The 23198-nt window shown below is 56.8% G+C and carries 23 protein-coding genes and 1 other annotated feature; of the genes, 17 read left to right on the top strand and 6 right to left on the bottom strand.

Translation table 11 applies throughout. The annotated features are described in order from the left end of the window. Both UTM25_RS20530 and nadR read left to right on the top strand, forming a co-directional pair. Positions 1-714, top strand: a 714-nt coding sequence (locus tag UTM25_RS20530) for a magnesium chelatase domain-containing protein (protein ID WP_320715267.1), incomplete at its 5' end; no start/stop codon positions are given. 37 nt (positions 715-751) lie between these two features. Further along, on the top strand, positions 752-1984 hold the full coding sequence (nadR, locus tag UTM25_RS20525) for a multifunctional transcriptional regulator/nicotinamide-nucleotide adenylyltransferase/ribosylnicotinamide kinase NadR (protein WP_006810194.1): 1233 nt from the start codon (positions 752-754) through the stop codon (positions 1982-1984). Between the two features lie 60 nt (positions 1985-2044). On the opposite strand, the gene UTM25_RS20520 is transcribed toward nadR, so the two are convergent. After that, positions 2045-3046, bottom strand: a complete 1002-nt coding sequence (locus tag UTM25_RS20520; protein ID WP_194400810.1) for a zinc-binding alcohol dehydrogenase family protein — start codon at positions 3044-3046, stop codon at positions 2045-2047. 108 nt (positions 3047-3154) lie between these two features. Between UTM25_RS20520 and UTM25_RS20515 the strand changes: the two genes are divergently transcribed. Next, positions 3155-4054 carry a LysR family transcriptional regulator gene (locus UTM25_RS20515; RefSeq protein ID WP_194400808.1) on the top strand — a complete coding sequence of 300 codons (900 nt, stop codon included), beginning with the start codon at positions 3155-3157 and terminating at the stop codon, positions 4052-4054. A gap of 91 nt (positions 4055-4145) precedes the next feature. Here UTM25_RS20515 and ettA read toward each other — a convergent pair whose 3' ends face one another. Further along, complete coding sequence (gene ettA / locus UTM25_RS20510) at positions 4146-5813, bottom strand: energy-dependent translational throttle protein EttA (RefSeq protein ID WP_006810191.1); 1668 nt, start codon at positions 5811-5813, stop codon at positions 4146-4148. 227 nt (positions 5814-6040) lie between these two features. On the opposite strand from ettA, the gene sltY reads away from it, so the two are divergent. Continuing rightward, entirely contained in the window at positions 6041-7978 is a 1938-nt protein-coding gene (sltY, locus tag UTM25_RS20505; protein ID WP_126796822.1) for a murein transglycosylase, read from the top strand. 55 nt (positions 7979-8033) lie between these two features. Next, positions 8034-8363 carry a trp operon repressor gene (gene trpR, locus UTM25_RS20500; RefSeq protein ID WP_023310330.1) on the top strand — a complete coding sequence of 110 codons (330 nt, stop codon included), beginning with the start codon at positions 8034-8036 and terminating at the stop codon, positions 8361-8363. Positions 8364-8390: 27 nt separating this feature from the next. Here the strand turns inward: trpR and yjjX are convergent, their stop codons facing one another. Then, complete coding sequence (gene yjjX, locus UTM25_RS20495; RefSeq protein ID WP_120159185.1) at positions 8391-8906, bottom strand: inosine/xanthosine triphosphatase; 516 nt, start codon at positions 8904-8906, stop codon at positions 8391-8393. Positions 8907-8956: 50 nt separating this feature from the next. Between yjjX and gpmB the strand changes: the two genes are divergently transcribed. Then, positions 8957-9604 (top strand): 2,3-diphosphoglycerate-dependent phosphoglycerate mutase GpmB, encoded by a 648-nt coding sequence (gene gpmB / locus UTM25_RS20490; RefSeq protein WP_023310332.1) that lies wholly within the window; start codon positions 8957-8959, stop codon positions 9602-9604. Here gpmB and robA read toward each other — a convergent pair. Then, positions 9601-10470 (bottom strand): MDR efflux pump AcrAB transcriptional activator RobA, encoded by an 870-nt coding sequence (gene robA / locus UTM25_RS20485; RefSeq protein ID WP_194400807.1) that lies wholly within the window; start codon positions 10468-10470, stop codon positions 9601-9603. The genes gpmB and robA overlap by 4 nt on opposite strands. Positions 10471-10682: 212 nt before the next feature. On the opposite strand from robA, the gene creA reads away from it, so the two are divergent. The 4 genes from creA to creD are packed head-to-tail and all read left to right on the top strand — an operon-like array spanning position 10683 to position 14690. After that, positions 10683-11153, top strand: coding sequence for a protein CreA (gene creA / locus UTM25_RS20480; RefSeq protein ID WP_023334448.1), 471 nt, complete (start codon positions 10683-10685; stop codon positions 11151-11153). 14 nt (positions 11154-11167) lie between these two features. After that, a complete protein-coding gene (creB, locus tag UTM25_RS20475; RefSeq protein WP_159515481.1) occupies positions 11168-11857 on the top strand; it encodes a two-component system response regulator CreB in 690 nt (229 codons plus the stop codon). After that, complete coding sequence (creC, locus tag UTM25_RS20470) at positions 11857-13281, top strand: two-component system sensor histidine kinase CreC (protein WP_194400805.1); 1425 nt, start codon at positions 11857-11859, stop codon at positions 13279-13281. Before creB ends, creC begins: the two co-directional genes overlap by 1 nt. Positions 13282-13337: 56 nt before the next feature. Further along, positions 13338-14690, top strand: a complete 1353-nt coding sequence (creD, locus tag UTM25_RS20465; protein WP_194400803.1) for a cell envelope integrity protein CreD — start codon at positions 13338-13340, stop codon at positions 14688-14690. Between the two features lie 45 nt (positions 14691-14735). Here the strand turns inward: creD and arcA are convergent, their stop codons facing one another. After that, a complete protein-coding gene (gene arcA / locus UTM25_RS20460; RefSeq protein WP_003856501.1) occupies positions 14736-15452 on the bottom strand; it encodes a two-component system response regulator ArcA in 717 nt (238 codons plus the stop codon). 95 nt (positions 15453-15547) lie between these two features. Between arcA and yjjY the strand changes: the two genes are divergently transcribed. From yjjY to UTM25_RS20425, 7 genes are all read left to right on the top strand, one after another. After that, positions 15548-15688: a protein YjjY gene (yjjY, locus tag UTM25_RS20455; protein WP_085928893.1), complete on the top strand. Its 141-nt coding sequence runs from the start codon at positions 15548-15550 to the stop codon at positions 15686-15688. Positions 15689-16087: 399 nt separating this feature from the next. Next, positions 16088-16774, top strand: a complete 687-nt coding sequence (locus tag UTM25_RS20450) for a tRNA/rRNA methyltransferase (RefSeq protein WP_032642639.1) — start codon at positions 16088-16090, stop codon at positions 16772-16774. A gap of 211 nt (positions 16775-16985) precedes the next feature. Beyond that, the gene (thrL, locus tag UTM25_RS20445; protein ID WP_015572623.1) at positions 16986-17054 is read left to right on the top strand and encodes a thr operon leader peptide; all 69 of its coding nucleotides are present in this window, start codon (positions 16986-16988) and stop codon (positions 17052-17054) included. Further along, positions 16993-17110, top strand: a sequence feature (Thr leader region). (Overlaps the previous gene by 62 nt.) Positions 17111-17134: 24 nt before the next feature. Then, the gene (thrA, locus tag UTM25_RS20440; RefSeq protein ID WP_045355097.1) at positions 17135-19597 is read left to right on the top strand and encodes a bifunctional aspartate kinase/homoserine dehydrogenase I; all 2463 of its coding nucleotides are present in this window, start codon (positions 17135-17137) and stop codon (positions 19595-19597) included. A gap of 1 nt (position 19598) precedes the next feature. Beyond that, the gene (thrB, locus tag UTM25_RS20435) at positions 19599-20528 is read left to right on the top strand and encodes a homoserine kinase (protein WP_194400801.1); all 930 of its coding nucleotides are present in this window, start codon (positions 19599-19601) and stop codon (positions 20526-20528) included. Between the two features lie 3 nt (positions 20529-20531). Next, positions 20532-21818 (top strand): threonine synthase, encoded by a 1287-nt coding sequence (gene thrC, locus UTM25_RS20430; protein ID WP_194400799.1) that lies wholly within the window; start codon positions 20532-20534, stop codon positions 21816-21818. Between the two features lie 257 nt (positions 21819-22075). After that, positions 22076-22378 carry a DUF2502 domain-containing protein gene (locus tag UTM25_RS20425; RefSeq protein ID WP_039260862.1) on the top strand — a complete coding sequence of 101 codons (303 nt, stop codon included), beginning with the start codon at positions 22076-22078 and terminating at the stop codon, positions 22376-22378. 32 nt (positions 22379-22410) lie between these two features. Here UTM25_RS20425 and yaaA read toward each other — a convergent pair whose 3' ends face one another. After that, on the bottom strand, positions 22411-23184 hold the full coding sequence (yaaA, locus tag UTM25_RS20420; protein WP_023310340.1) for a peroxide stress protein YaaA: 774 nt from the start codon (positions 23182-23184) through the stop codon (positions 22411-22413). Positions 23185-23198 lie beyond the last annotated feature (14 nt).

The following is a 23198-nucleotide window of genomic DNA, read 5'->3' as shown; positions in this document are numbered from 1 at the left end:
GACGGCTCGCTGGCCGGGCCGAAGGTGCTGGAACACTGTATCGACTGCTCCGTAATGCTCGATGGCGACGCGGACTCCCGCTTCCGTACCCTGCGCAGCCACAAGAACCGCTTTGGCGCGGTGAACGAACTGGGCGTGTTTGCCATGACCGAACAGGGGCTGCGCGAAGTCAGCAACCCGTCGGCCATCTTCCTGAGCCGCGGCGATGAGATCACGTCCGGCAGCTCGGTGATGGTGCTATGGGAAGGGACGCGCCCGCTGCTTGTCGAAATTCAGGCGCTGGTGGACGTGTCGATGATGGGCAACCCGCGGCGCGTGGCGGTCGGTCTGGAACAGAACCGTCTGGCGATCCTGCTGGCGGTGCTGCACCGTCACGGCGGGCTGCAGATGGCGGATCAGGACGTCTTCGTTAACGTGGTCGGCGGCGTCAAAGTCACGGAGACCAGCGCAGACCTGGCGCTGCTGCTGGCGATGGTCTCCAGCCTGCGCGACAGACCGCTGCCGCAGGATCTGGTGGTCTTCGGCGAAGTGGGCCTCGCCGGGGAAATCCGTCCGGTACCCAGCGGGCAGGAGCGTATCTCCGAGGCGGCAAAACACGGCTTCCGCCGGGCGATCGTTCCCGCCGCCAACGTGCCGAAAAAGATCCCGGAAGGGATGCAGGTATTTGGCGTGAAAAAACTCGCAGATGCGTTAAATGTCTTTGACGACTTATAATTACGTAAATTTGATTTTGCAGGAGGCACCGTAATTTATGTCATCATTTGACTACATCAAGACCGCAATCCGCCAGAAGGGCTGCACTCTGCAGCAGGTGGCGGATGCCAGCGGCATGACCAAAGGCTACCTGAGCCAGCTGCTGAACGCCAAAATCAAAAGCCCCAGCGCGCAGAAGCTGGAAGCGCTGCACCGCTTTCTGGGGCTGGAGTTCCCGCGTATGCAAAAGAACATCGGCGTGGTGTTCGGCAAGTTTTACCCCTTGCATACCGGACATATCTATCTGATCCAGCGCGCCTGTAGCCAGGTTGACGAGCTGCACATCATCATGGGCTACGACGAAACCCGTGACCGCCAGCTGTTTGAAGACAGTGCCATGTCGCAGCAGCCCACCGTGCCGGACCGCCTGCGCTGGCTGCTCCAGACCTTTAAGTATCAGAAAAATATTCGTATTCATGCCTTTAACGAAGAGGGTATGGAGCCTTATCCGCACGGCTGGGACGTGTGGAGCAACGGCATCAAAGCGTTTATGGAAGAGAAGGGCATTGCGCCTAACTGGATCTACACCTCTGAAGAGTCCGACGCGCCGCAGTTCCGCGAGCATCTGGGTATCGAGACGGTGCTGATCGACCCGAAACGTACCTTTATGAACATCAGCGGGGCGCAGATCCGTGAAAACCCGTTCCGCTACTGGGATTACATTCCGACCGAAGTGAAGCCGTTCTTTGTGCGCACGGTAGCTATTCTTGGCGGCGAGTCGAGCGGTAAATCAACGCTGGTCAACAAGCTGGCAAACATCTTCAACACTACCAGCGCGTGGGAGTACGGACGCGATTATGTCTTCTCGCACCTTGGCGGCGATGAGATGGCGCTGCAGTATTCCGACTACGACAAAATCGCGCTCGGTCATGCCCAGTACATTGATTTTGCGGTCAAATACGCCAACAAAGTGGCGTTTATCGATACCGATTTCGTGACCACGCAGGCGTTCTGTAAAAAATACGAAGGGCGCGAGCACCCGTTCGTGCAGGCGCTGATTGACGAATACCGCTTTGACCTGGTGATCCTGCTGGAGAACAACACCCCGTGGGTCGCTGACGGCATGCGCAGCCTCGGCAGCTCCGTGGACAGGCGGGAATTCCAGTCCATGCTGGTGGAGATGCTCAACGAAAACAACGTTGAGTTTGTGCATGTGGAAGAGTCGGACTACGACTCCCGCTTCCTGCGCTGCGTCGAGTTGGTGAAGGAGATGATGGGGGAGCAGGGGTAAAAACTTACCCCTCTCCCGGCCCTCCCTGTGGGAGAGGGCCGGGAGAGGGCATCAAACCACTCAGAACTCAACCACCACTTTCCCCCGCATATGTCCCTCCAGCACTTTACGGTGCGCCTCGGTAATGCTTTCCACGCTCAGCCCGTGCAGCGTTTCGCTGAGCGAACTTTCCACCACGCCGTTATCCACCAGTTTTGCCACCTCATTGAGGATCTCACCCTGACGCGCCATATCCGCGGTCTGGTACATGCTGCGGGTGTACATAAATTCCCAGTGCAGGGCGGCGGATTTGGACTTCAGCTTGTCCTGGTTCAGCGGACGTTCATTCTCAACGATGGAGCAGATATGCCCCTGCGGCGCAATCAGTTCGCAGACCGCATCCCAGTGCCCGTCGGTATCGTTGAGGATAAAAATGTAATCCACAAAGGTCAGCCCCTGTTTCGCCAGCTCGCCTTTCAGGTCGCGGTAGTTGACGACAACGTCAGCCCCGCGTTCACGGCACCAGCGGGCGGAATCTTCTCTTGATGCCGTCGCGATGATTTTCACCTTGCTGCTGTGCTTCGCAAAGGGGATCGCCAGCGATCCCACTCCGCCCGCGCCGCCAATGATCAGCAGCGTTTTATCCGCCCCGGCATCCTGAATGTTCAGCCGCTCGAATAATCCTTCCCAGGCAGTAAGGGCGGTCAGAGGCAACGCGGCAGCCGCTGCCCAGCCGAGGCTGGCAGGCTTATGCCCGACAATCCGCGCATCGATCAGCTGATGCGTGGTGTTGCTGCCCGGGCGGGTGATGTCGCCCGCATACCACACTTCATCCCCCGGTTTGAATCCGGTCACGCTAGCCCCCACGGCTTTGACGATCCCGCTGGCATCCCACCCGAGGATGCGCGGCTCATTCAACCCGTTCCTGGCAATGCCTGCGTGGACTTTGGTATCGACCGGGTTTACGGAGACGGCCTTCACCTCCACCAGCAGATCGTGCTCGCCGGGCTGCGGCATCGGCGGGGTGATTTCAATGAAGGTGGACGGATTTTCTGGGTTAACGGCAATGGCTTTAACAGACATGGTGTGCTCCTCAATGGAATGCGTTTTGTTGAGGCTAGTCTATAAAGTGGACAGCTGCGTGATAAGATGGACAATCGAGAACTCAGCGTTCGTACAGGATGAACAATCATGTTTAAACAGCTGCAGGATATGGCGCTTTTCGCGCTGGTGGCGGAGATGGGAAGCTTTACCGCGGCGGCGCAGAAGGCCGAACTGCCGAAATCCAGCGTTAGTCAGCGAATTAGCCAGCTGGAGCAGCAGGTGGGTATCCGCCTGCTGAACCGCACCACGCGCAGGATCAGCCTCACGTTTGCGGGCGAGCACTATCTGGTGCACTGTCGTGAGATGCTGGCGGCCAGCGAGCGGGCAGAGTATGCCATTCAGCGCCTGCGCGAAAACCCCAGCGGGCGGCTGCGCATCACCTGTCCGGCGGGGATAGGGGCGACGCTGCTGGCGCACATGAATGCCGAGTTCCAGCTTTGCTATCCTGACGTTTCGCTGGATGTGTCGATTTCTGATGATGTGGTGGATCTGGTCGAGGCCGGTTTTGACGTAGCGCTGCGCACCGGTAAGCCGCAGGACTCCTCCCTGATTGGCCGGATGATCGGGCACTGCCCGCGCTACATGCTGGCCTCGCCGGACTATCTGGCGCGTCGGGAGCCGCTGACGCATCCCCGCCAGCTGGTGGAGCACCGCTGCATTACGCACCGGGCGTGGTCGGAGTGGCTTCTGCGAAGCGAGAGCGAGGATTACCGCTACCTGCCGGATAACGCGCACATGACCGATAATCTGGTATACGCCCGCGAGTGTGCGATTGCCGGTGCAGGGATCACGCTCTTACCCGCATTTCTGCTGGAAGATAAAATTGAAAAAGGTGCGCTGGTTCAGGTGCTGCCGGAGTGGAATGTTGAAGGTAACGATCTGTGGCTGGCCTATCCGAGCCGCAAGCTGAATTCGCCCGCGCTGATGAGCTATATCGAGTTTGCGATGCAGTTTGACGAGGTGAAGCGGTATTACGTGGGTGGCTGAGTTTGTGCCGCCTGATATCCTCATCCTGGCCCTCTCCCACGGGGAGAGGGTACAAACATAAAAAACGGCAACCGAGGTTGCCGTTTTGCTTTTATTTCGCGATACGCTTGTACTTAATACGCTTCGGCTCCAGCGCGTCGGCGCCCAGCGTGCGTTTCTTGTACTCTTCGTATTCGGTGAAGTTACCTTCGAAGAACTCCACTTTACCTTCGTCCTGGTAGTCCAGGATGTGGGTCGCGATACGGTCCAGGAACCAGCGGTCGTGCGAGATAACCATCGCGCAGCCCGGGAACTCCAGCAGGGCGTTTTCCAGCGCGCGCAGGGTTTCGATATCCAGGTCGTTGGTTGGTTCATCGAGCAGCAGAACGTTACCGCCCACCTGCAGCAGCTTCGCCAGGTGCAGACGACCACGCTCACCGCCGGACAGCTCGCCCACGCGTTTGCCCTGGTCGGTGCCTTTGAAGTTAAAGCGGCCAACATAGGCGCGGCTTGGCATCTCTGTGTTGCCGATACGCATGATATCCAGACCGCCGGAGACTTCTTCCCACACGGTTTTGCTGTTATCCATCGCGTCACGGAACTGGTCAACGGAGGCCAGCTTCACGGTTTCACCCAGGGTGATAGAGCCGCTGTCAGGCTGTTCCTGACCGGACATCATGCGGAACAGGGTCGATTTACCCGCGCCGTTCGGACCGATGATCCCGACGATAGCGCCTTTCGGTACGGAGAAGGTCAGGTCGTCGATCAGCAGACGGTCGCCGTAGGACTTACGCAGGTTGGTAACTTCAACCACTTTATCCCCCAGACGTGCTCCAGGCGGAATAAACAGTTCGTTGGTTTCGTTACGTTTCTGGTATTCGGTGTTGTTCAGCTCTTCGAAGCGTGCCAGACGGGCTTTGCCCTTAGACTGACGGCCTTTCGCGCCCTGACGAACCCACTCCAGCTCTTTCTCGATAGACTTACGACGCGCCGCTTCCTGAGAAGCTTCCTGCGCCAGACGCTGATCTTTCTGCTCCAGCCAGGAAGAGTAGTTGCCTTCCCACGGAATACCTTCACCGCGGTCCAGCTCCAGGATCCAGCCAGCGACGTTGTCGAGGAAGTAACGGTCGTGGGTAATCGCCACAACGGTGCCTTCGAAGTCGTGCAGGAAGCGCTCCAGCCACGCCACGGATTCTGCATCCAGGTGGTTAGTCGGTTCGTCGAGCAGCAGCATGTCTGGTTTTTCCAGCAGCAGGCGGCACAGCGCCACGCGGCGGCGTTCACCCCCGGAGAGGTTCGCGATTTTCGCATCCCAGTCCGGCAGACGCAGGGCATCTGCCGCGCGCTCCAGCTGCACGTTCAGGTTGTGACCGTCGTGCGCCTGGATGATCTCTTCATACTTGCCCTGTTGCGCGGCCAGCTTGTCGAAGTCCGCATCCGGCTCGGCGTATTTGGCATACACTTCATCCAGACCTTTCAGCGCGTTAACCACTTCGGATACCGCTTCTTCAACGGATTCGCGAACGGTGTGTTCCGGGTTCAGCTGAGGTTCCTGCGGCAGGTAACCAATCTTGATGCCAGGCTGCGGACGGGCTTCACCTTCGATGTCTGTATCAATGCCGGCCATGATGCGCAGCAGGGTGGACTTACCGGCACCGTTGAGACCCAGAACACCGATTTTTGCGCCCGGGAAGAAGCTCAGCGAGATATTTTTAAGAATATGACGTTTCGGCGGGACAACTTTGCCGACACGATGCATGGTATAAACGAATTGAGCCACGTTGGACTTCGCCTCTTTTATCGTAATGAGAAGGAATTTCAGCCTCGAAGTGTAGCCTTTTTCACGTCCTAATCCCAGCCAGGAACGTCGGGAGTGTTAAAACGCGCAAGAAAGGTAAAAAAGTGTCCATGACGTGGCGCGTTGAAGGATGCCTGGTTAGCATAAGTTAATTAGACTTTGACGTGGCAAGACGCTGCAATTGACGAAAAAACAATGAGGAAGAGCTTGTGGAAAAAGCCAAACGGGTGGTCTGGCGTCTGCTGGCTGCCAGCGTATGCGTAATGGCGGTAAGCCAGGCGGTGCATGCCGATTCACTGGATGAACAACGTAACCGCTACGCCCAGATTAAACAGGCGTGGGACAACAAGCAGATGGATACCGTGCAGGCGCTGATGCCGACGCTAAAGGATTATCCTCTGTATCCGTATCTGGAGTATCGCCAGATTACGGACGACCTGATGAACCAGCCTACCGTCACCGTGAATAACTTCATTCAGGCGAACCCGACCCTGCCGCCTGCCCGAAACCTCCAGTCTCGCTTTGTGAATGAGCTGGCGCGTCGCGAAGACTGGCGCGGCCTGCTGGCGTTTAGCCCTGAGAAGCCGAATGCCACCGAAGCCCAGTGTAACTATTACTACGCGAAATGGGCGACCGGCCAGCAGGAAGAGGCCTGGGCCGGGGCGAAAGAGCTCTGGCTGACCGGAAAAAACCAGCCGAACGCCTGTGATTCCCTGTTTAGCGCGTGGCGCGCTTCCGGCAAGCAGGATCCGCTGTCCTACCTTGAGCGCATCCGTCTGGCGATGAAAGCCGGTAACACGCGTCTGGTGACCACGCTGGCGGGGCAGATGCCGTCCGATTACCAGACGATCTCCACGGCGGTTATCTCGCTGGCAAACGATCCGAACAGCGTGCTGACCTTTGCCCGCAGTACGGGCGCGACCGATTTTACCCGCCAGATGGCGGCGGTGGCCTTTGCCAGCGTGGCGCGTGACGATGTGGAAAACGCGCGGCTGATGATCCCGCAGCTGGTGCAGGCGCAGCAGCTCAATGAGGAGCAAACCCAGGAGCTGCGCGACATTGTGGCGTGGCGACTGATGGGCACCGATGTGACCGATGAACAGGCGCGCTGGCGTGACGATGCGATTATGCGTTCGAATTCTACGTCGCTGGTGGAACGCCGCGTGCGCATGGCGCTGGGCACGGGCGATCGTCGTGGGCTCAATACCTGGCTCGCGCGTTTGCCAATGGAGGCCAAAGAGAAAGACGAATGGCGCTACTGGCAGGCCGACCTGCTGATGGAGCGCGGCCGTGATGATGAAGCCAAAGATATCCTCCATACGCTGATGCAGCAGCGCGGGTTTTACCCAATGGCTGCCGCGCAGCGTCTGGGCGAGGAATACACCTTCCGTATAGATAAAGCGCCTGCCAACGCGAACCCGGCGCTGACGCAGGGGCCAGAAATGGCGCGCGTTCGCGAGCTGATGTACTGGAATATGGATAACACCGCGCGCAGCGAGTGGGCGAATCTGGTGACCAGCCGCACCACCGATGAGAAAGCCCAGCTTGCCCGCTATGCGTTTGATAATCACTGGTGGGATCTCAGCGTGCAGGCGACGATCGCCGGCAAGCTCTGGGATCATCTGGAAGAGCGTTTCCCGCTGGCGTACAAAGATCTTTTCGATCGCTATACCAGCGGCAAAGATATCCCGCAAAGCTACGCGATGGCGATTGCCCGTCAGGAGAGCGCGTGGAACCCGAAAGTCCGTTCCCCGGTGGGCGCCAGCGGCCTGATGCAGATTATGCCAGGCACGGCGACGCACACGGTGAAGATGTTTAATATTCCGGGGTACAGCAGTCCGTCGCAGCTTCTGGATCCGGATACCAACATCAACATCGGTACCAGCTATCTCCAGTACGTGTATCAGCAGTTCGGCAATAACCGCATCTTCTCTTCGGCGGCGTATAACGCGGGGCCAGGACGCGTGCGCACCTGGCTCGGCAACAGCGCCGGACGCATCGACGCGGTAGCGTTTGTGGAGAGCATCCCGTTCTCGGAAACGCGCGGCTACGTGAAGAACGTGCTGGCCTATGACGCTTACTATCGCTACTTCATGGGGCAGAAAGATACCCTGATGAGCGATGCCGAGTGGCAGAGACGTTACTGATCGGCGTGGGTTGTGTTATGCTGTACTCGCTAAAGAGTACAAGAGGCAGCATAACATGACCCAGCATTCCCCGTATTCCTCGGCAATGGCCGAACAACGTCATCTGGAGTGGCTTCGTTTTGTGGAGCTGCTGCGTCAGTCTTACGAACAGGATCTGCATTTACCCCTGATGCAGCTGATGCTCACGCCGGACGAGCGTGAGGCGCTGGGCACGCGCGTGCGGATCATTGAAGAGCTGCTGCGCGGCGAGATGAGCCAGCGCGAGCTGAAAAATGAGCTCGGCGCGGGCATTGCAACGATCACCCGCGGCTCAAACAGCCTGAAGTCGGCCCCGGTTGAGCTGCGCCAGTGGCTGGAAGCGGTATTGCTGAAAAATGCCGGATGACGGCTTTTCTTTATCCGGCCAACAAACTTACCGATAAATCGCGTTATGGAACGGGCTTAACGCCAGAATCACGGCCTGGTGGTAAACGCCTGAACGCGTCAGCGCGCCTGCGGTAAAGACGCCAATTGCCCCTTCTTTACGGCCAATCTCATCGATTCCGGTGTACTGCGACATCACCGGCCCGAGCGCTTCACCCGCACGGACTTTTTCCAGAATGACCTCCGGCAGCGGCAGGGTGGCCGAACGCGCTTCACCGCGCTGCTCGCGGCTTTCAATCACCACCCAGCTAAAGGTTGCGCCTTCGTCGATACCTGCTTCAATCGCTACCCAAAAATCAGCATTCGGTGCGGCGGCCTTAGCGTTTGCCACGCGATTTCGTGCGCCAGCGCGCGTTTCCTCGCTGCCAAACGGCTGTTCAGGAACGCCACTCTCGACGCCGATGGCCTCAATATGGCAGGATCCTGCGCCGAAGATCTCGTCAAATGCCCTTAGAATTGCCTGAATTTTGGCAGGATTAGTGGTAGCAGAGACAACATGGTGCATAATTAAGCTCGATTCAAAAAAAACTCATCGCAGTATAACGGAAAAAAAGCATGTTACAGGTATACCTTGTTCGCCACGGTGAAACGCAGTGGAACGCCGAGCGACGTATTCAAGGCCAGTCAGACAGTCCTCTCACCGAGAAGGGTGTGCAGCAAGCGTGGCAGGTGGCGGAACGCGCCAGAACGCTGGGCATTACCCACGTGATTACCAGCGATTTAGGTCGCACACAGCAGACGGCGCGCATCATCGCAGATGCCTGCGGCTGCGACGTCATGCTGGAGCCGCGCCTGCGCGAGCTGGATATGGGCGTGCTGGAAAAACGCCATATCGATACGCTGACGGAAGCGGAGGAGGGCTGGCGCCGCACGCTGGTGAACGGCACCGAAGATGGTCGTATTCCTGAAGGCGAATCCATGCAGGAGCTTAGCGTACGCATGCATGCCGCCCTGGCGGAATGCCTGAAGCTGCCGGCGGGAAGCCGTCCGCTGCTGGTGAGTCACGGGATTGCGTTGGGTTGCCTGGTGAGCACCATTCTGGGGCTACCGGCTTACGCTGAGCGCCGTTTGCGTCTGCGCAACTGCTCGATTTCCCGGATTGATTATCAGGAAAGCGCGTGGCTGGCGTCGGGCTGGGTAGTGGAGATGGCAGGGGACATTTCGCATCTCGATGCCCCTGCGCTTGACGAACTGCAGCGTTAACGACGTATCGGAATTAAGAATTCCATACGCAGATTGATTGGGCCTTCTTCCGGTTTGGCATCCTGCGCCGGGTAGTAGCGCTCAATGTCCTGACCTTTACGGCGATTCAGATTCAGCATCGGCATGCAGGTTCCGTAAACGGTCAGGATAAATTCCTGAACCCCCGTTCCCAGCCCTTCATAGGCGAACATCACGTATTCGCCGCCTTCCAGCACGACAGGCTTCGCACCCTGAATATACCCATTCGCCATCTCTGGCGTCAGCGCGGTGGTGTAGAACACCTCCTGCTCGTCGTCTTTTTCCTGGCTTGGGTGCGTTTCGTTGAGGCCATACAGGATTGGCGGGATCGCCGGCGCGTGGCTCAGGAAGTCGCGCCAGAACTGGACGCGCATCTGATGACGGAACTCAGAAATCTGCTCCAGTGAACAGGAGTAGCTTTGCGTCGTGCCGATCAGATGGGTTTCCGGCAGCGCGACAATTTCATATTTCGGCATCGCGAACTCGCCCAGACGCAGCGGCGGACGCATGCCAAACGAGCTCCAGTCAGGCGAGCGACGATACAGCGCTGGCGTCAACGAGAACTGTTTTTTAAAGGCGCGAGTGAAGGTCTGCTGCGAATCGAAACGATATTGCAGGGCAATATCCAGAATCGGCCGCGCAGTCAGGCGCAATGCCACCGCAGATTTTGATAAACGACGTGCGCGAATATAGGCCCCGATAGCATGACCGGTGACATCCTTGAACATCCTTTGCAGATGCCACTTGGAATAGCCTGCTTTAGCCGCCACATTATCCAGTGACAAAGGCTGGTCGAGATGACCTTCCAGCCAGGTGAGCAGGTCGCGAATAATTCCAGCCTGATCCATATACTATCCTCATCCTTAAAACAGCAGGTGCCTGATAACAGGTTAGCGGATAATAGCATTTTTTGATGTTTTAGCATTCAGTGTTTTTTTTTGCGCATTCATGCTTTTTAGAGCACATTACAGGCAGATATATTCTAATCCTGTGATCTTGCTACATTTTTGTCTAAAGTGTTGAATAATCGCTCAGTGTAATTTTAAAGAATGGTAACAATATGAAATACAAGACTTTGATCTTCACCGCGTTGATGCTGATGGTCGGGCGCGTGGCGCAGGCAGAACAGATTGGCTCCGTCGATACCGTGTTCAAAATGTTCGGCCCGGACCACAAAATCGTGGTGGAGGCGTTTGACGATCCGGACGTGAAAAACGTCACCTGCTACGTCAGCCGCGCGAAAACGGGCGGTATCAAAGGCGGGCTGGGACTGGCGGAAGATACCTCCGATGCGGCGATTTCTTGTCAGCAGGTGGGGCCGGTTGAGTTGAGCGATAAAATTAAAAACGGCAAAGCGCAGGGCGACGTGGTATTCCAGAAACGGACTTCGCTGGTGTTTAAAAAGCTGCAGGTGGTGCGTTTCTATGATGCCAAACGCAACACCCTGGCGTATCTTGCCTACTCTGACAAAGTGGTGGAAGGCTCGCCGAAAAACGCCATCAGCGCGGTGCCGATTATGCCGTGGCATTAATTCAGGGATGAACCATGCAACAACCTGTGGTCTGGCTGGTTGAAGACGAAACCAGTATCGCCGATACGCTGATCTACATGCTTCAGCAGGAAGGATTCGCGGTAAAGGCGTTTGAACGCGGTTTACCCGTGCTGGAGGCGGCGCGGCGGCAGGTTCCGGCGCTCGCCATTCTGGACGTCGGGCTGCCGGACATCAGTGGATTTGAGCTTTGCCGCCAGCTGCTGGCGCAGCATCCCTCACTGCCCGTGCTGTTTCTGACGGCGCGCAGTGATGAGGTAGACAAGCTGCTTGGCCTGGAAATGGGGGCTGATGACTACGTTGCGAAACCTTTCTCCCCTCGTGAAGTCTGCGCCCGGGTGCGGACGATTTTACGGCGCATGCAGAAATCCGCCGCACCATCAGAAACGTTGCGTATCGGGCAGTTTGAACTGAACGAGCCTGCCGCGCGAATTAGCTGGTGCGGTGAAGCACTGCCTCTGACCCGCTACGAATTCTTGCTGCTCAAAACCTTGTTGCAGGCCCCCGGGCGGGTCTTTTCTCGTCAGCAGCTCATGGACAAGGTATGGGGTGAAGACGGCGACAGCTTCGATCGTACCGTGGACACCCACATCAAAACCCTGCGCGCCAAGCTGCGGGCGGTGAACGAGGAACTCTCACCCATCAGCACCCATCGCGGTATGGGCTACAGTCTGGGCCTTTACTGATGCGCATTGGGATGCGGCTATTGCTGGGGTACTTCCTGATCGTGGCAATCGCCGCGTGGTTTGTGCTGTCGATCTTTGTTCAGGAAGTAAAGCCCGGCGTGCGCAGGGCAACCGAAGGCACATTAATCGATACCGCGACCCTGCTGGCTGAAATTGGGCGTGATGATTTGCTTTCGGGCCATGCGCAGCAGGGTAAACTGGCGCAGGCCTTTTCTCAGCTTCATCAGCGCCCTTTCCGCGCCAATATCGGCGGGATTCATAAAGTGCGTAACGAGTACCACGTCTACATGACCGATGCGCAGGGTCGCGTCGTGTTTGATTCCGCCGGTCTGGCCGTGGGGAAAGATTACTCGCGCTGGAACGATGTCTGGCTGACGCTTCGCGGCGAATACGGCGCGCGCAGTACCCAGAGCCATCCCGACGATCCGGAGAGCACGGTGATGTATGTTGCTGCGCCGGTTGTGGAGCAGGGCAAGATTATCGGCGTGCTGTCGGTCGGGAAACCTAACAGCGCGATGGCACCGGTGATCCATCGCAGCGAGCGGCGGATCCTGTGGGCAGGCGGGGCGCTGCTCGGCATTGCCCTGCTAATTGGCCTCGTTGTGGTATGGTGGATCAATCGATCTATCGCGACGTTATCGCGCTATGCCGACTCGGTGACCACGGATACGCCTCTCCCGCTGCCTAATCCTGGCAGCAGCGAACTGCACAAGCTGGCCCAGGCGCTGGAGAAAATGCGCATTCGCCTGGAAGGGAAAAACTACATTGAACACTATGTCCATGCGCTGACCCACGAGCTGAAAAGCCCCATCGCCGCCATACGCGGCGCGGCGGAAATTCTCTCCGAGCAGCCGCCGCCGCAGGTGGCCGCGCGGTTTATCGATAATATTCTGGTGCAAAACGCGCGCATGCAGTCGCTGGTTGAAAAGCTGCTCACCCAGGCGCGGCTTGAAAATCGCGTCGAGATTACGCCTCAGAACGTCCGCGTCGATCTGCTGTTTACGCGTCTTGCCGACGCGCGCTCGGCGCTGCTGGCGGCAAAAGAGATTGGGCTGACCCTCCAGCCCGCTTCGCTTCATGTTGAAGGCGATCCCGATCTGCTCGAACAGGCGCTCGGTAACTTGCTGGATAACGCTATCGATTTTACGCCGCAGGGTGGCGCTATTGAACTGGCGGCCAGGGAAGAGCGGGGGCAGATACAGATTCTCGTCGCCGACAGCGGAAGCGGGATCCCGGATTACGCGCTGGAGCGTATTTTTGAGCGCTTCTATTCCCTGCCGCGCGAGAACGGATTGAAGAGCAGCGGACTCGGGCTGGCGTTTGTCCAGGAGGTGGCGCGTCTGCATCAGGGAGAGATTACATTGCGTAATCGTGATGAAGGCGGCGTGATGGCCACGCTGACGCTTCACCGTCCCTTCACATAACTTCAAACTGACCCCACACGGCCTGGTTACGCTCTCCCCATCACAAAGGAGACGTAATGATGAAATCCCCCCTGTTCTGGAAAGTAAGCACCCTGCTGGGGTGCATCCTGCTGCTGTTAATTCCGCTGTTTATGGTCAGTAATCTGATATCAGAGCGGGAGAGCTATCGCAACGATGTCGAAAATACGCTACGCCAGAGTACCAGCGGGCCGCAAAAGCTGGTCGGCCCGATGATTGCGATTCCGATGACGGAGATCTTTTACAAGATAGAGGACGAGAAGAAGGTCGAATACAAGAAAAGCTATATGCATTTCATTCTGCCGGAATCTCTGGTTGTGGAAGGTAACCAGCGCGTGGAGTCCCGTAATATTGGCATCTACGACGGGCAAATCTGGAACACTGACCTGAAGATAAAAGCGCAGTTTAATGCCGAAGAGCTGAAGCAGCTGAAAGGGGAAACGATCGCGACAGGGCAGCCGTTTATCGTGACGGGCGTTGGCGATGCGCGGGGTATTGGCACGGTCAGTATCTCTAAAATCAATGGTGAGACGCTAAGCGTGGAACCCGGTTCAGGCGTCTACGGGGCGCTTGCTGGGATCCACATCCCGCTGACCGACAAAGCGCTGGAAGCCAAAACGTTTGCGCTTGAGATGTCCCTCAGCCTGGCAGGAACCGGCAGTTTTGCGGTGGTGCCGGTAGGGCGTAATAGCGAAATGACGCTCAACAGCAACTGGCCGCATCCGGGTTTTATGGGCGATTATCTCCCTGTTAAGCATCAAATAGGTGAGTCTGGTTTCCAGGCGAACTGGCAGAGCAGCTGGTTTGCGAATAACCTTGAGAGCTGGTTCTACGACAAGGAGTCGCCGGAGTGGGAGGCACTCCCGGCCTTTAGCGTCACGGTAGCCACGCCCGCCGATCAGTATCAGCTGACTGACCGTGCGATCAAGTACGCCATTTTGCTGATTGCGCTGACGTTTATGGCCTTCTTCGTCTTCGAAACCTTAACCGGATTACGCCTTCACCCAATGCAGTATCTGCTGGTGGGGCTGTCGCTGGTCCTGTTCTATCTGGTGCTGCTGGCGCTGTCTGAACACGTCGGGTTTACGCCAGCCTGGGTTGTTGCAAGCCTGGTTGGCGCAGCGATGAACGGAATGTACCTGCAGGCCGTGCTGAAAAGCTGGAAGCGCAGCGGGCTGTTTGTGCTGGCGCTGCTCGGGCTGGATGTCGTGATGTGGTTCCTGCTGCGTTCGGAGGATAGCGCGCTGCTGTTAGGCTCTGCGGTTCTCGCCCTGGCGCTGTTCGCCGTGATGTACCTGACCCGGCATTTCGACTGGTACTCGCTCTCTCAGCCAAAGCGGGCTGAACCTCCAGCAGAGCCAGATGACGACACGATGCGAATCTGGAAATAAAAAAACGGCGCTAATGCGCCGTTTTTTACTGCATTTACTGCCGGATTACTCCTGCAGGTCACCGCAGAAACGGTACCCTTCGCCGTGGATCGTGGCGATGATTTCCGGCGTATCTGGCGTTGATTCGAAATGCTTACGAATACGACGGATGGTGACGTCTACGGTACGGTCGTGCGGTTTCAGCTCACGGCCGGTCATTTTCTTCAGCAGTTCTGCACGGGACTGAATTTTTCCCGGGTTTTCGCAGAAGTGCAGCATCGCGCGGAATTCACTGCGCGGCAGTTTATACTGCTCACCGTTCGGGCTAATCAGCGAACGGCTATTGATATCAAGTTCCCAGCCGTTGAATTTGTAACTATCAACGCTACGGCGCTCTTCGCTGACCGTACCCAGGTTCATGGTGCGGGACAGCAGGTTGCGTGCACGAATGGTTAACTCGCGAGGGTTGAACGGCTTGGTGATGTAGTCATCCGCACCGATTTCCAGGCCAAGAATTTTATCAACTTCGTTATCACGGCCCGTAAGGAACATTAACGCGACGTTCGCCTGCTCGCGCAGTTCGCGCGCCAGAAGAAGACCGTTTTTGCCCGGCAGGTTAATATCCATGATCACCAGGTTGATATCATTTTCAGAAAGGATCTGATGCATCTCTGCGCCATCGGTCGCTTCAAAGACATCGTAGCCTTCTGCTTCGAAAATGCTCTTTAACGTGTTGCGTGTTACCAACTCGTCTTCAACGATAAGAATGTGCGGGGTCTGCATGTTTGCTACCTAAATTGCCAACTAAATCGAAACAGGAAGTACAAAAGTCCCTGACCTGCCTGATGCATGTCGCAAATTAACATGATCGGCTTAACGTGACTAAAGTACGTAATTGCGTTCTTGATGCACTTTCCATCAACGTCAACAACATCATTAGCTTGGTCTTGGGTACTTTCCCTTTGGACCCGACAGTGTCAAAAACGGCTGTCATCCTAACCATTTTAACAGCAACATAACAGGCTAAGTGACACCAGACACCCAATAAAACTACGCTTCGTTGACATATATCAAGTTCAATTGTAGCACGTTAACAGTTTGATGAAATCATCGTAGCGGAATGCTAGCCTTTGTCACAATTTTTCAATAAACCAACTAGTTGCGGACATTGATTTATAAACGAAGCGAATCCAATCAGAATAGGGTATTCATGTTGCCATTATCATTATAAAACATAGGGATAATAGTGTTCTGTTAACATTCTAACTGATTGTTCAGACAAGGAATAGTTTAGCGTTTTTAATTTGTTATGAAACGCTATTTCGGTGATTTGTGTTGCAATTTTGTAAATTCGCGCTGCGTAATATGTTGAAGTGCATCACATTTTTACCGGCTAACTGATTAAAAAGAGAGCATAAATGCATCTGTCGATTGTACTGGTTGCCCCAGCCAGAGCAGAAAATATAGGCGCTGCCGCGCGTGCCATGAAGACCATGGGTTTTACCGATTTACGTATTGTGGACAGCACGGCTCATCTGGAGCCTGCGGCACGTTGGGTGGCACATGGTTCAGGCGATATTCTCGATAATATAACCACTTACGCGACGCTTGCTGATGCGCTGCACGACATCTCTTTTACCGTTGCGACCACCGCGCGCAGCCGGGCGAAGTTCCATTACTATGCCACTCCAGCGGAGCTGGTGCCGATGCTGAGTGAGAAAAGCCAGTGGCTGGATAAAGCCGCGCTGGTGTTTGGTCGCGAGGATTCCGGATTAACCAACGAAGAGCTGGAGCTGGCGGACGTTCTTACCGGTGCGCCGATGGTAGCCGATTATCCCTCCCTGAATTTGGGCCAGGCGGTCATGGTCTACTGCTATCAATTAGCCTCCTTAATACAAATCCCCCAACCTCAGGCTGAAGGGGCAAATGAAAATCAGCTGGCTGCGCTGCGGGCACGCGTTGAGCAACTGTTGTCTCAGCTGGGGGTAGCGGACGATCAGAAAATGGCTGACTGGCTGCAGCAGCGTTTGGGCCGTCTTGAGCAGCGGGACACCGCAATGCTGCACCGTTTGCTGCACGATATTGAAAAAAAATTAGCGGAGTAAAATCCTGTCATAATTTTTTACTATGGAGAATAAGTCTGTCCTGATGGGTTGCATATGGGCGAATCGGATGAAAATAAATCTGCAAACAGCGGGAGGTGAGAGTCTCCCGAATTGTGATCAAATTAAAAATTCGTTGACTTAAGGTGCCCGATCCTTTAACCCTAAAAGAATACAGGACAGACAGATAATAATGACAGAGTACACAACATCCATGAAACGCATCAGCATCACCACCATTACCACAACCATCATCATTACCACAGGTAACGATGCGGGCTGACGCGTACAGGAAAAACAAAAAAAAGCCCGCACCTGAACAGTGCGGGCTTTTTTTTCGGCTAAAGGAAACGAGGTAGAACCATGCGAGTGTTGAAGTTCGGCGGTACATCAGTGGCAAATGCAGAACGTTTTCTGCGTGTTGCCGATATCCTGGAAAGCAACGCCAGGCAGGGGCAGGTTGCTACCGTGCTCTCTGCCCCGGCAAAAATCACGAACCATCTGGTGGCGATGATTGAAAAAACCATCGGTGGCCAGGATGCACTCCCGAACATCAGCGACGCAGAACGTATCTTCGCTGATTTATTGCAAGGGCTGGCAGAGGCGCTGCCTGGCTTCCCGCACGCTCAGCTGAAGTCCTTCGTTGAGCAGGAATTCGCGCAAATCAAACATGTCCTGCACGGCATCAGCCTTCTCGGCCAGTGCCCGGACAGCGTCAACGCGGCGCTGATCTGCCGGGGCGAAAAACTCTCTATCGCCATCATGGCCGGCGTGCTGGAAGCGCGCGGCCATAGCGTGACCGTAATCGATCCGGTTGAAAAACTGCTGGCGGTGGGCCACTACCTCGAATCCACCGTTGATATTGCCGAATCAACCCGCCGTATCGCCGCCAGCAAAATCCCTTCTGACCACATGATCCTGATGGCAGGCTTCACCGCCGGTAACGAGAAGGGCGAGCTGGTGGTGCTGGGCCGTAACGGCTCCGACTACTCCGCCGCCGTGCTGGCCGCCTGTTTACGCGCGGACTGTTGTGAAATCTGGACTGACGTCGACGGCGTTTATACCTGCGACCCGCGCCAGGTACCCGATGCCAGACTGCTGAAGTCGATGTCGTACCAGGAAGCGATGGAGCTTTCCTACTTCGGCGCCAAAGTGCTTCACCCGCGTACCATCTCCCCGATTGCCCAGTTCCAGATCCCTTGCCTGATTAAAAACACCGGTAACCCGCAGGCGCCGGGTACGCTGATTGGCGCGAGTACCGATGAAGACGGTCTGCCGGTCAAAGGCATCTCCAACCTCAACAACATGGCGATGTTCAGCGTCTCCGGTCCGGGGATGAAGGGGATGGTCGGCATGGCGGCGCGCGTCTTTGCTGCTATGTCACGCAACGGTATCTCGGTGGTGCTGATTACCCAGTCTTCTTCCGAATACAGCATCAGCTTCTGCGTGCCGCAGGCCGACTGCCTGCGCGCCCGCCGCGCGCTGGAGGACGAGTTCTATCTGGAACTCAAAGAAGAGCTGCTGGAGCCGCTCGCCATTCAGGAACGCCTGGCGATTATCTCCGTGGTCGGCGACGGCATGCGCACGCTGCGCGGTATCTCCGCCAAGTTCTTTGCCGCGCTGGCGCGTGCCAATATCAATATCGTGGCGATTGCTCAGGGCTCGTCAGAGCGTTCAATTTCTGTTGTTGTGGACAACGATGACGCCACCACCGGCGTACGCGTGGTTCACCAGATGCTGTTCAACACCGACCAGGTTATCGAGCTGTTCCTGATTGGCGTCGGCGGGGTGGGCGGCGCGCTGCTGGAGCAGGTGAAGCGTCAGCAGGAGTGGCTGAAGAAGAAACATATCGATCTGCGCGTCTGCGGGATTGCCAACTCCAGAGCGTTGCTGACTAACGTTCACGGTCTGAACCTGGAAAACTGGCAGGCCGAGATGAACGAGGCGAAAGAGCCGTTCAACCTGGGGCGCCTGATCCGCCTGGTGAAAGAGTATCATCTGCTTAACCCGGTGATCGTCGACTGTACCTCGAACCAGGCGGTGGCCGATCAGTACGCCGACTTCCTGCGCGAAGGGTTCCACGTGGTGACGCCGAACAAAAAGGCCAACACCTCGTCGATGGATTACTATCACCAGCTGCGTCTGGCGGCGAGCAAGTCGCGCCGCAAGTTCCTGTACGACACCAACGTGGGTGCCGGCCTGCCGGTTATCGAGAACCTGCAGAACCTGCTGAACGCGGGCGACGAACTGCAGCGTTTCTCCGGCATTCTCTCCGGCTCGCTGTCGTTTATCTTCGGCAAGCTGGATGAAGGGATGAGTCTGTCGGAAGCCACCCGCGCCGCGCGCGAGCTAGGCTATACCGAGCCGGATCCGCGTGACGACCTTTCCGGTATGGACGTGGCGCGCAAGCTGCTGATCCTCGCCCGTGAAACGGGCCGTGAGCTTGAGCTTTCCGATATCGTGATTGAACCCGTGCTGCCAGCAGAATTTGACAGCAGCGGTGATGTCGCTGCATTCATGGCAAATTTGCCGCAGCTTGACGACGCTTTTGCCGCTCGCGTTGCGAAAGCCCGTGATGAAGGTAAGGTATTGCGCTATGTTGGCAACATTGAAGAAGATGGCGTGTGCCGGGTGAAGATTGCCGAAGTGGATGGCAACGACCCGCTGTACAAAGTCAAAAACGGCGAAAACGCCCTCGCGTTTTACAGCCACTATTATCAGCCACTGCCGCTGGTGCTTCGCGGCTATGGTGCAGGGAACGATGTTACGGCGGCGGGTGTGTTTGCCGATCTGCTGCGTACCCTGTCATGGAAGTTAGGAGTTTAACATGGTCAAAGTTTATGCCCCGGCTTCCAGCGCGAATATGAGCGTCGGATTTGACGTGCTGGGTGCGGCGGTGACGCCGGTGGATGGTTCGCTGCTGGGCGATACGGTCACGGTGGAAGCGGCAGACAGCTTCAGCCTGAACAACGTGGGCCGCTTCGCCAGCAAACTGCCGTCCGACCCGCGCGAGAATATCGTCTATCAGTGCTGGGAACGCTTCTGTCAGGATATCGGTAAAAACGTGCCGGTTGCCATGACGCTGGAAAAAAGTATGCCGATTGGCTCGGGTCTGGGGTCCAGCGCCTGCTCGGTGGTCGCCGCGCTGGTAGCAATGAACGAGCACTGCGGCAAGCCGCTAAACAACAACCGCCTGCTGGGGTTGATGGGCGAGCTGGAAGGGCGCATCTCCGGCAGCATTCACTATGACAACGTCGCGCCGTGCTTCCTCGGCGGCATGCAGCTGATGATCGAAGAAAATGGCATCATCAGCCAGCAGGTGCCAGGGTTTGATGAGTGGCTGTGGGTGCTGGCCTATCCGGGTATTAAGGTCTCTACCGCGGAAGCGCGTGCGATCCTGCCCGCGCAGTATCGTCGTCAGGACTGTATCGCCCACGGGCGTCATCTGGCGGGCTTTATCCACGCCTGCTACACCCGTCAGCCGCAGCTGGCGGCGAAGCTGATGAAGGACGTCATTGCCGAGCCGTACCGCACGAAGCTGCTGCCTGGCTTTAATGAGGCGCGACAGGCATCGATGGATATCGGCGCGCAGGCGTGCGGCATCTCCGGCTCCGGCCCGACGCTGTTCGCCCTGTGCGACAAGCCTGACACCGCGCAGCGCGTGGCGGACTGGCTCTCTAAACACTACCTGCAAAATCAGGAAGGCTTTGTTCATATTTGCCGTCTGGACACGGCTGGCGCACGAGTACTGGGATAATTAATGAAACTCTATAACCTTAAAGATCATAACGAGCAGGTCAGCTTCGCGCAGGCGGTAACTCAGGGGCTGGGCAAAAATCAGGGGCTATTCTTCCCGCATGACCTGCCGGAATTCCAGCTGACCGAGATTGATGAGCTGCTGAAACAGGACTTCGTCACCCGCAGCACCAAAATTCTGTCTGCGTTTATCGGCGACGAAATCCCGCAGGAGCTGCTGGAAGAGCGCGTGCGTGCGGCGTTCGCTTTCCCGGCGCCGGTTAAGCAGGTTGAGCCTGACGTTGGCTGCCTGGAACTTTTCCACGGCCCGACGCTGGCGTTTAAAGACTTCGGCGGCCGCTTTATGGCGCAGATGCTGACCCACATCAGCGGCGACAAACCGGTGACCATCCTGACCGCGACCTCCGGCGATACCGGTGCGGCGGTCGCGCATGCGTTCTACGGCCTGAAAAACGTCCGCGTGGTGATCCTCTATCCGAAAGGCAAAATCAGCCCGCTGCAGGAAAAACTGTTCTGTACGCTCGGCGGCAACATTGAAACCGTGGCAATTGACGGCGATTTTGATGCCTGCCAGGCGCTGGTCAAGCAGGCCTTCGATGACGAAGAGCTGAAGGTGGCTCTGGGTCTGAACTCTGCCAACTCCATCAACATCAGCCGTCTGCTGGCGCAGATCTGCTACTACTTCGAAGCAGTGGCGCAGCTGCCGCAGGAAGCGCGTAACCAGCTGGTGATCTCCGTGCCGAGCGGTAACTTCGGTGACCTGACGGCAGGTCTGCTGGCGAAATCCCTGGGTCTGCCGGTGAAACGCTTTATCGCGGCGACCAACGCCAACGACACCGTGCCGCGCTTCCTGAAAGACGGGAAGTGGGCGCCGAACGCCACGCAGGCGACGCTCTCCAACGCGATGGATGTGTCACAGCCGAACAACTGGCCGCGCGTTGAAGAGCTGTTCCGCCGTAAGATCTGGCGTCTGGGTGACCTGGGCTACGCCTCGGTGACGGACGAAACCACCAAAGCGACCATGCGCGAGCTGAAGGCGGTGGGGTATACCTCTGAACCGCACGCGGCGATTGCCTACCGCGCGCTGCGCGACCAGCTTAACCCGGGTGAATATGGCCTGTTCCTGGGCACCGCGCATCCGGCGAAGTTCAAAGAGAGCGTGGAAGCGATCCTGGGCGAAACGCTGCCGCTACCGAAAGAGCTGGCCGAGCGCGCCGACCTGCCGCTGCTGTCACATGAGCTGCCCGCAGATTTTGCCGCGCTGCGTAAGCTGATGATGACCCGCGCGTGATTGTGTTGCCCGGTGGCGGCTACGCCTTACCGGGCCTACAACGACCACGACGACCTAATCGTAGGCCGGGTAAGGCGTAGCTGCCACCCGGCTTTTTTTGTGAAGAAATTAAGGAGGAATAAAGCAGGAAAAAAGCAGAAATTCCCAATAAATGCGGTCACTTAGCGTTTAGGATTGCAGAGAATAACATCCCCCGTTCCCCTCGCGTACTCTCCTTACATCGGCCCACGTTGGGCAAGAAGAATAAGGAGTCACCTGTGTCTACACTGAAACCTGCACTCATCGCGCTTTCACTGGTGCTGGCCGCCCCCATGGCGGTTCAGGCATCTGAAATTACCCTCGTACCGGCGGTCAAACTGCAGATTGGCGACCAGGATAACAACGGGCATTACTGGGACGGCGGCCGCTGGCGCGACCACGACTGGTGGAAGGCGCATTATGACTGGCGTGATAACCACTGGCGTCCACATGATGAGCATCGTAAACACGACGATCGTCACGATGACCATCACCACGATGACCGCCGCGACGATCGCGGCCCGGACTGGAAACACCACTAATGCAAAACCCCGCCAGCTGGCGGGGTTTGTTTTTACTGCTCGTGGCGCTTAAACACCAGTTCGCCTTTCCCTGACGATGCCTCGTCAAAGAAATAGCCTTCGCTGTTAAAGGCGGTCAGCTGCTCCGGCTTCGTCAGGCGGTTCTGGATGATGTAGCGGCTCATCAGGCCGCGCGCTTTCTTGGCGTAGAAGCTGATCACTTTGAACTTACCGTTCTTCTCGTCGAGGAAAACCGGCTTGATGATTTCGGCATCCAGCTTTTTCGGCTTCACAGACTTGTAGTATTCATCGGACGCCAGGTTAATCACCACGTTATCGCCCTGTGCGTGCAGCGCCGCATTAAGCTTGTCGGTGATGATATCGCCCCAGAAATGGTACAGGTCTTTGCCTTTGGCGTTTTCCAGGCGAATCCCCATCTCCAGACGATACGGCTGCATCAGATCCAGCGGGCGCAGTACGCCGTACAGACCCGACAGCATGCGCAGATGCTGCTGGGCAAAATCGAAATCGGCTTCGCTAAAATCTTCTGCCTGCAGGCCGGTGTAGACATCACCTTTAAACGCCAGAATCGCCTGGCGAGCGTTCGCCGGGGTGAAATCCGGGTGCCACTCGTGAAAGCGGGTCGCGTTAAGATCGGCCAGCTTGTCGCTGATGCTCATCAGCGAGGCGATTTGCGGCGCAGAGAGCTTACGCGCTTCGCGGATCAGCTGTTGAGAGTAGTCCAGCAGTTCAGGCTGGGTATAGCGCTCGGTGGCGAGCGGGCTCTGGTAGTCGAGCGTTTTTGCAGGTGAAATCAGAATCAGCATATCCAGTCCTTGCA

This window comes from Enterobacter sp. 61D5 (assembly GCF_034107965.1).
GTDB classification, from domain to species: domain Bacteria; phylum Pseudomonadota; class Gammaproteobacteria; order Enterobacterales; family Enterobacteriaceae; genus Enterobacter; species Enterobacter cloacae_M.
This window is presented reverse-complemented; position numbering and strand designations above follow the sequence as displayed.

Excerpts from the sequence above, each read along its gene's own strand:
- creC (WP_194400805.1), top strand. The coding sequence starts at position 11,857 with ATGCGCATTGGGATGCGGCTATTGCTGGGGTACTTCCTGATCGTGGCA.
- creB (WP_159515481.1), top strand. The coding sequence starts at position 11,168 with ATGCAACAACCTGTGGTCTGGCTGGTTGAAGACGAAACCAGTATCGCC.
- UTM25_RS20450 (WP_032642639.1), top strand. The coding sequence starts at position 16,088 with ATGCATCTGTCGATTGTACTGGTTGCCCCAGCCAGAGCAGAAAATATA.
- thrC (WP_194400799.1), top strand. The coding sequence starts at position 20,532 with ATGAAACTCTATAACCTTAAAGATCATAACGAGCAGGTCAGCTTCGCG.
- UTM25_RS20515 (WP_194400808.1), top strand. The coding sequence starts at position 3,155 with ATGTTTAAACAGCTGCAGGATATGGCGCTTTTCGCGCTGGTGGCGGAG.
- creA (WP_023334448.1), top strand. The coding sequence starts at position 10,683 with ATGAAATACAAGACTTTGATCTTCACCGCGTTGATGCTGATGGTCGGG.
- UTM25_RS20520 (WP_194400810.1), bottom strand. The coding sequence starts at position 3,046 with ATGTCTGTTAAAGCCATTGCCGTTAACCCAGAAAATCCGTCCACCTTC.
- creD (WP_194400803.1), top strand. The coding sequence starts at position 13,338 with ATGATGAAATCCCCCCTGTTCTGGAAAGTAAGCACCCTGCTGGGGTGC.
- gpmB (WP_023310332.1), top strand. The coding sequence starts at position 8,957 with ATGTTACAGGTATACCTTGTTCGCCACGGTGAAACGCAGTGGAACGCC.
- robA (WP_194400807.1), bottom strand. The coding sequence starts at position 10,470 with ATGGATCAGGCTGGAATTATTCGCGACCTGCTCACCTGGCTGGAAGGT.
- thrB (WP_194400801.1), top strand. The coding sequence starts at position 19,599 with ATGGTCAAAGTTTATGCCCCGGCTTCCAGCGCGAATATGAGCGTCGGA.
- thrA (WP_045355097.1), top strand. The coding sequence starts at position 17,135 with ATGCGAGTGTTGAAGTTCGGCGGTACATCAGTGGCAAATGCAGAACGT.
- yaaA (WP_023310340.1), bottom strand. The coding sequence starts at position 23,184 with ATGCTGATTCTGATTTCACCTGCAAAAACGCTCGACTACCAGAGCCCG.
- trpR (WP_023310330.1), top strand. The coding sequence starts at position 8,034 with ATGACCCAGCATTCCCCGTATTCCTCGGCAATGGCCGAACAACGTCAT.
- yjjX (WP_120159185.1), bottom strand. The coding sequence starts at position 8,906 with ATGCACCATGTTGTCTCTGCTACCACTAATCCTGCCAAAATTCAGGCA.
- nadR (WP_006810194.1), top strand. The coding sequence starts at position 752 with ATGTCATCATTTGACTACATCAAGACCGCAATCCGCCAGAAGGGCTGC.
- arcA (WP_003856501.1), bottom strand. The coding sequence starts at position 15,452 with ATGCAGACCCCGCACATTCTTATCGTTGAAGACGAGTTGGTAACACGC.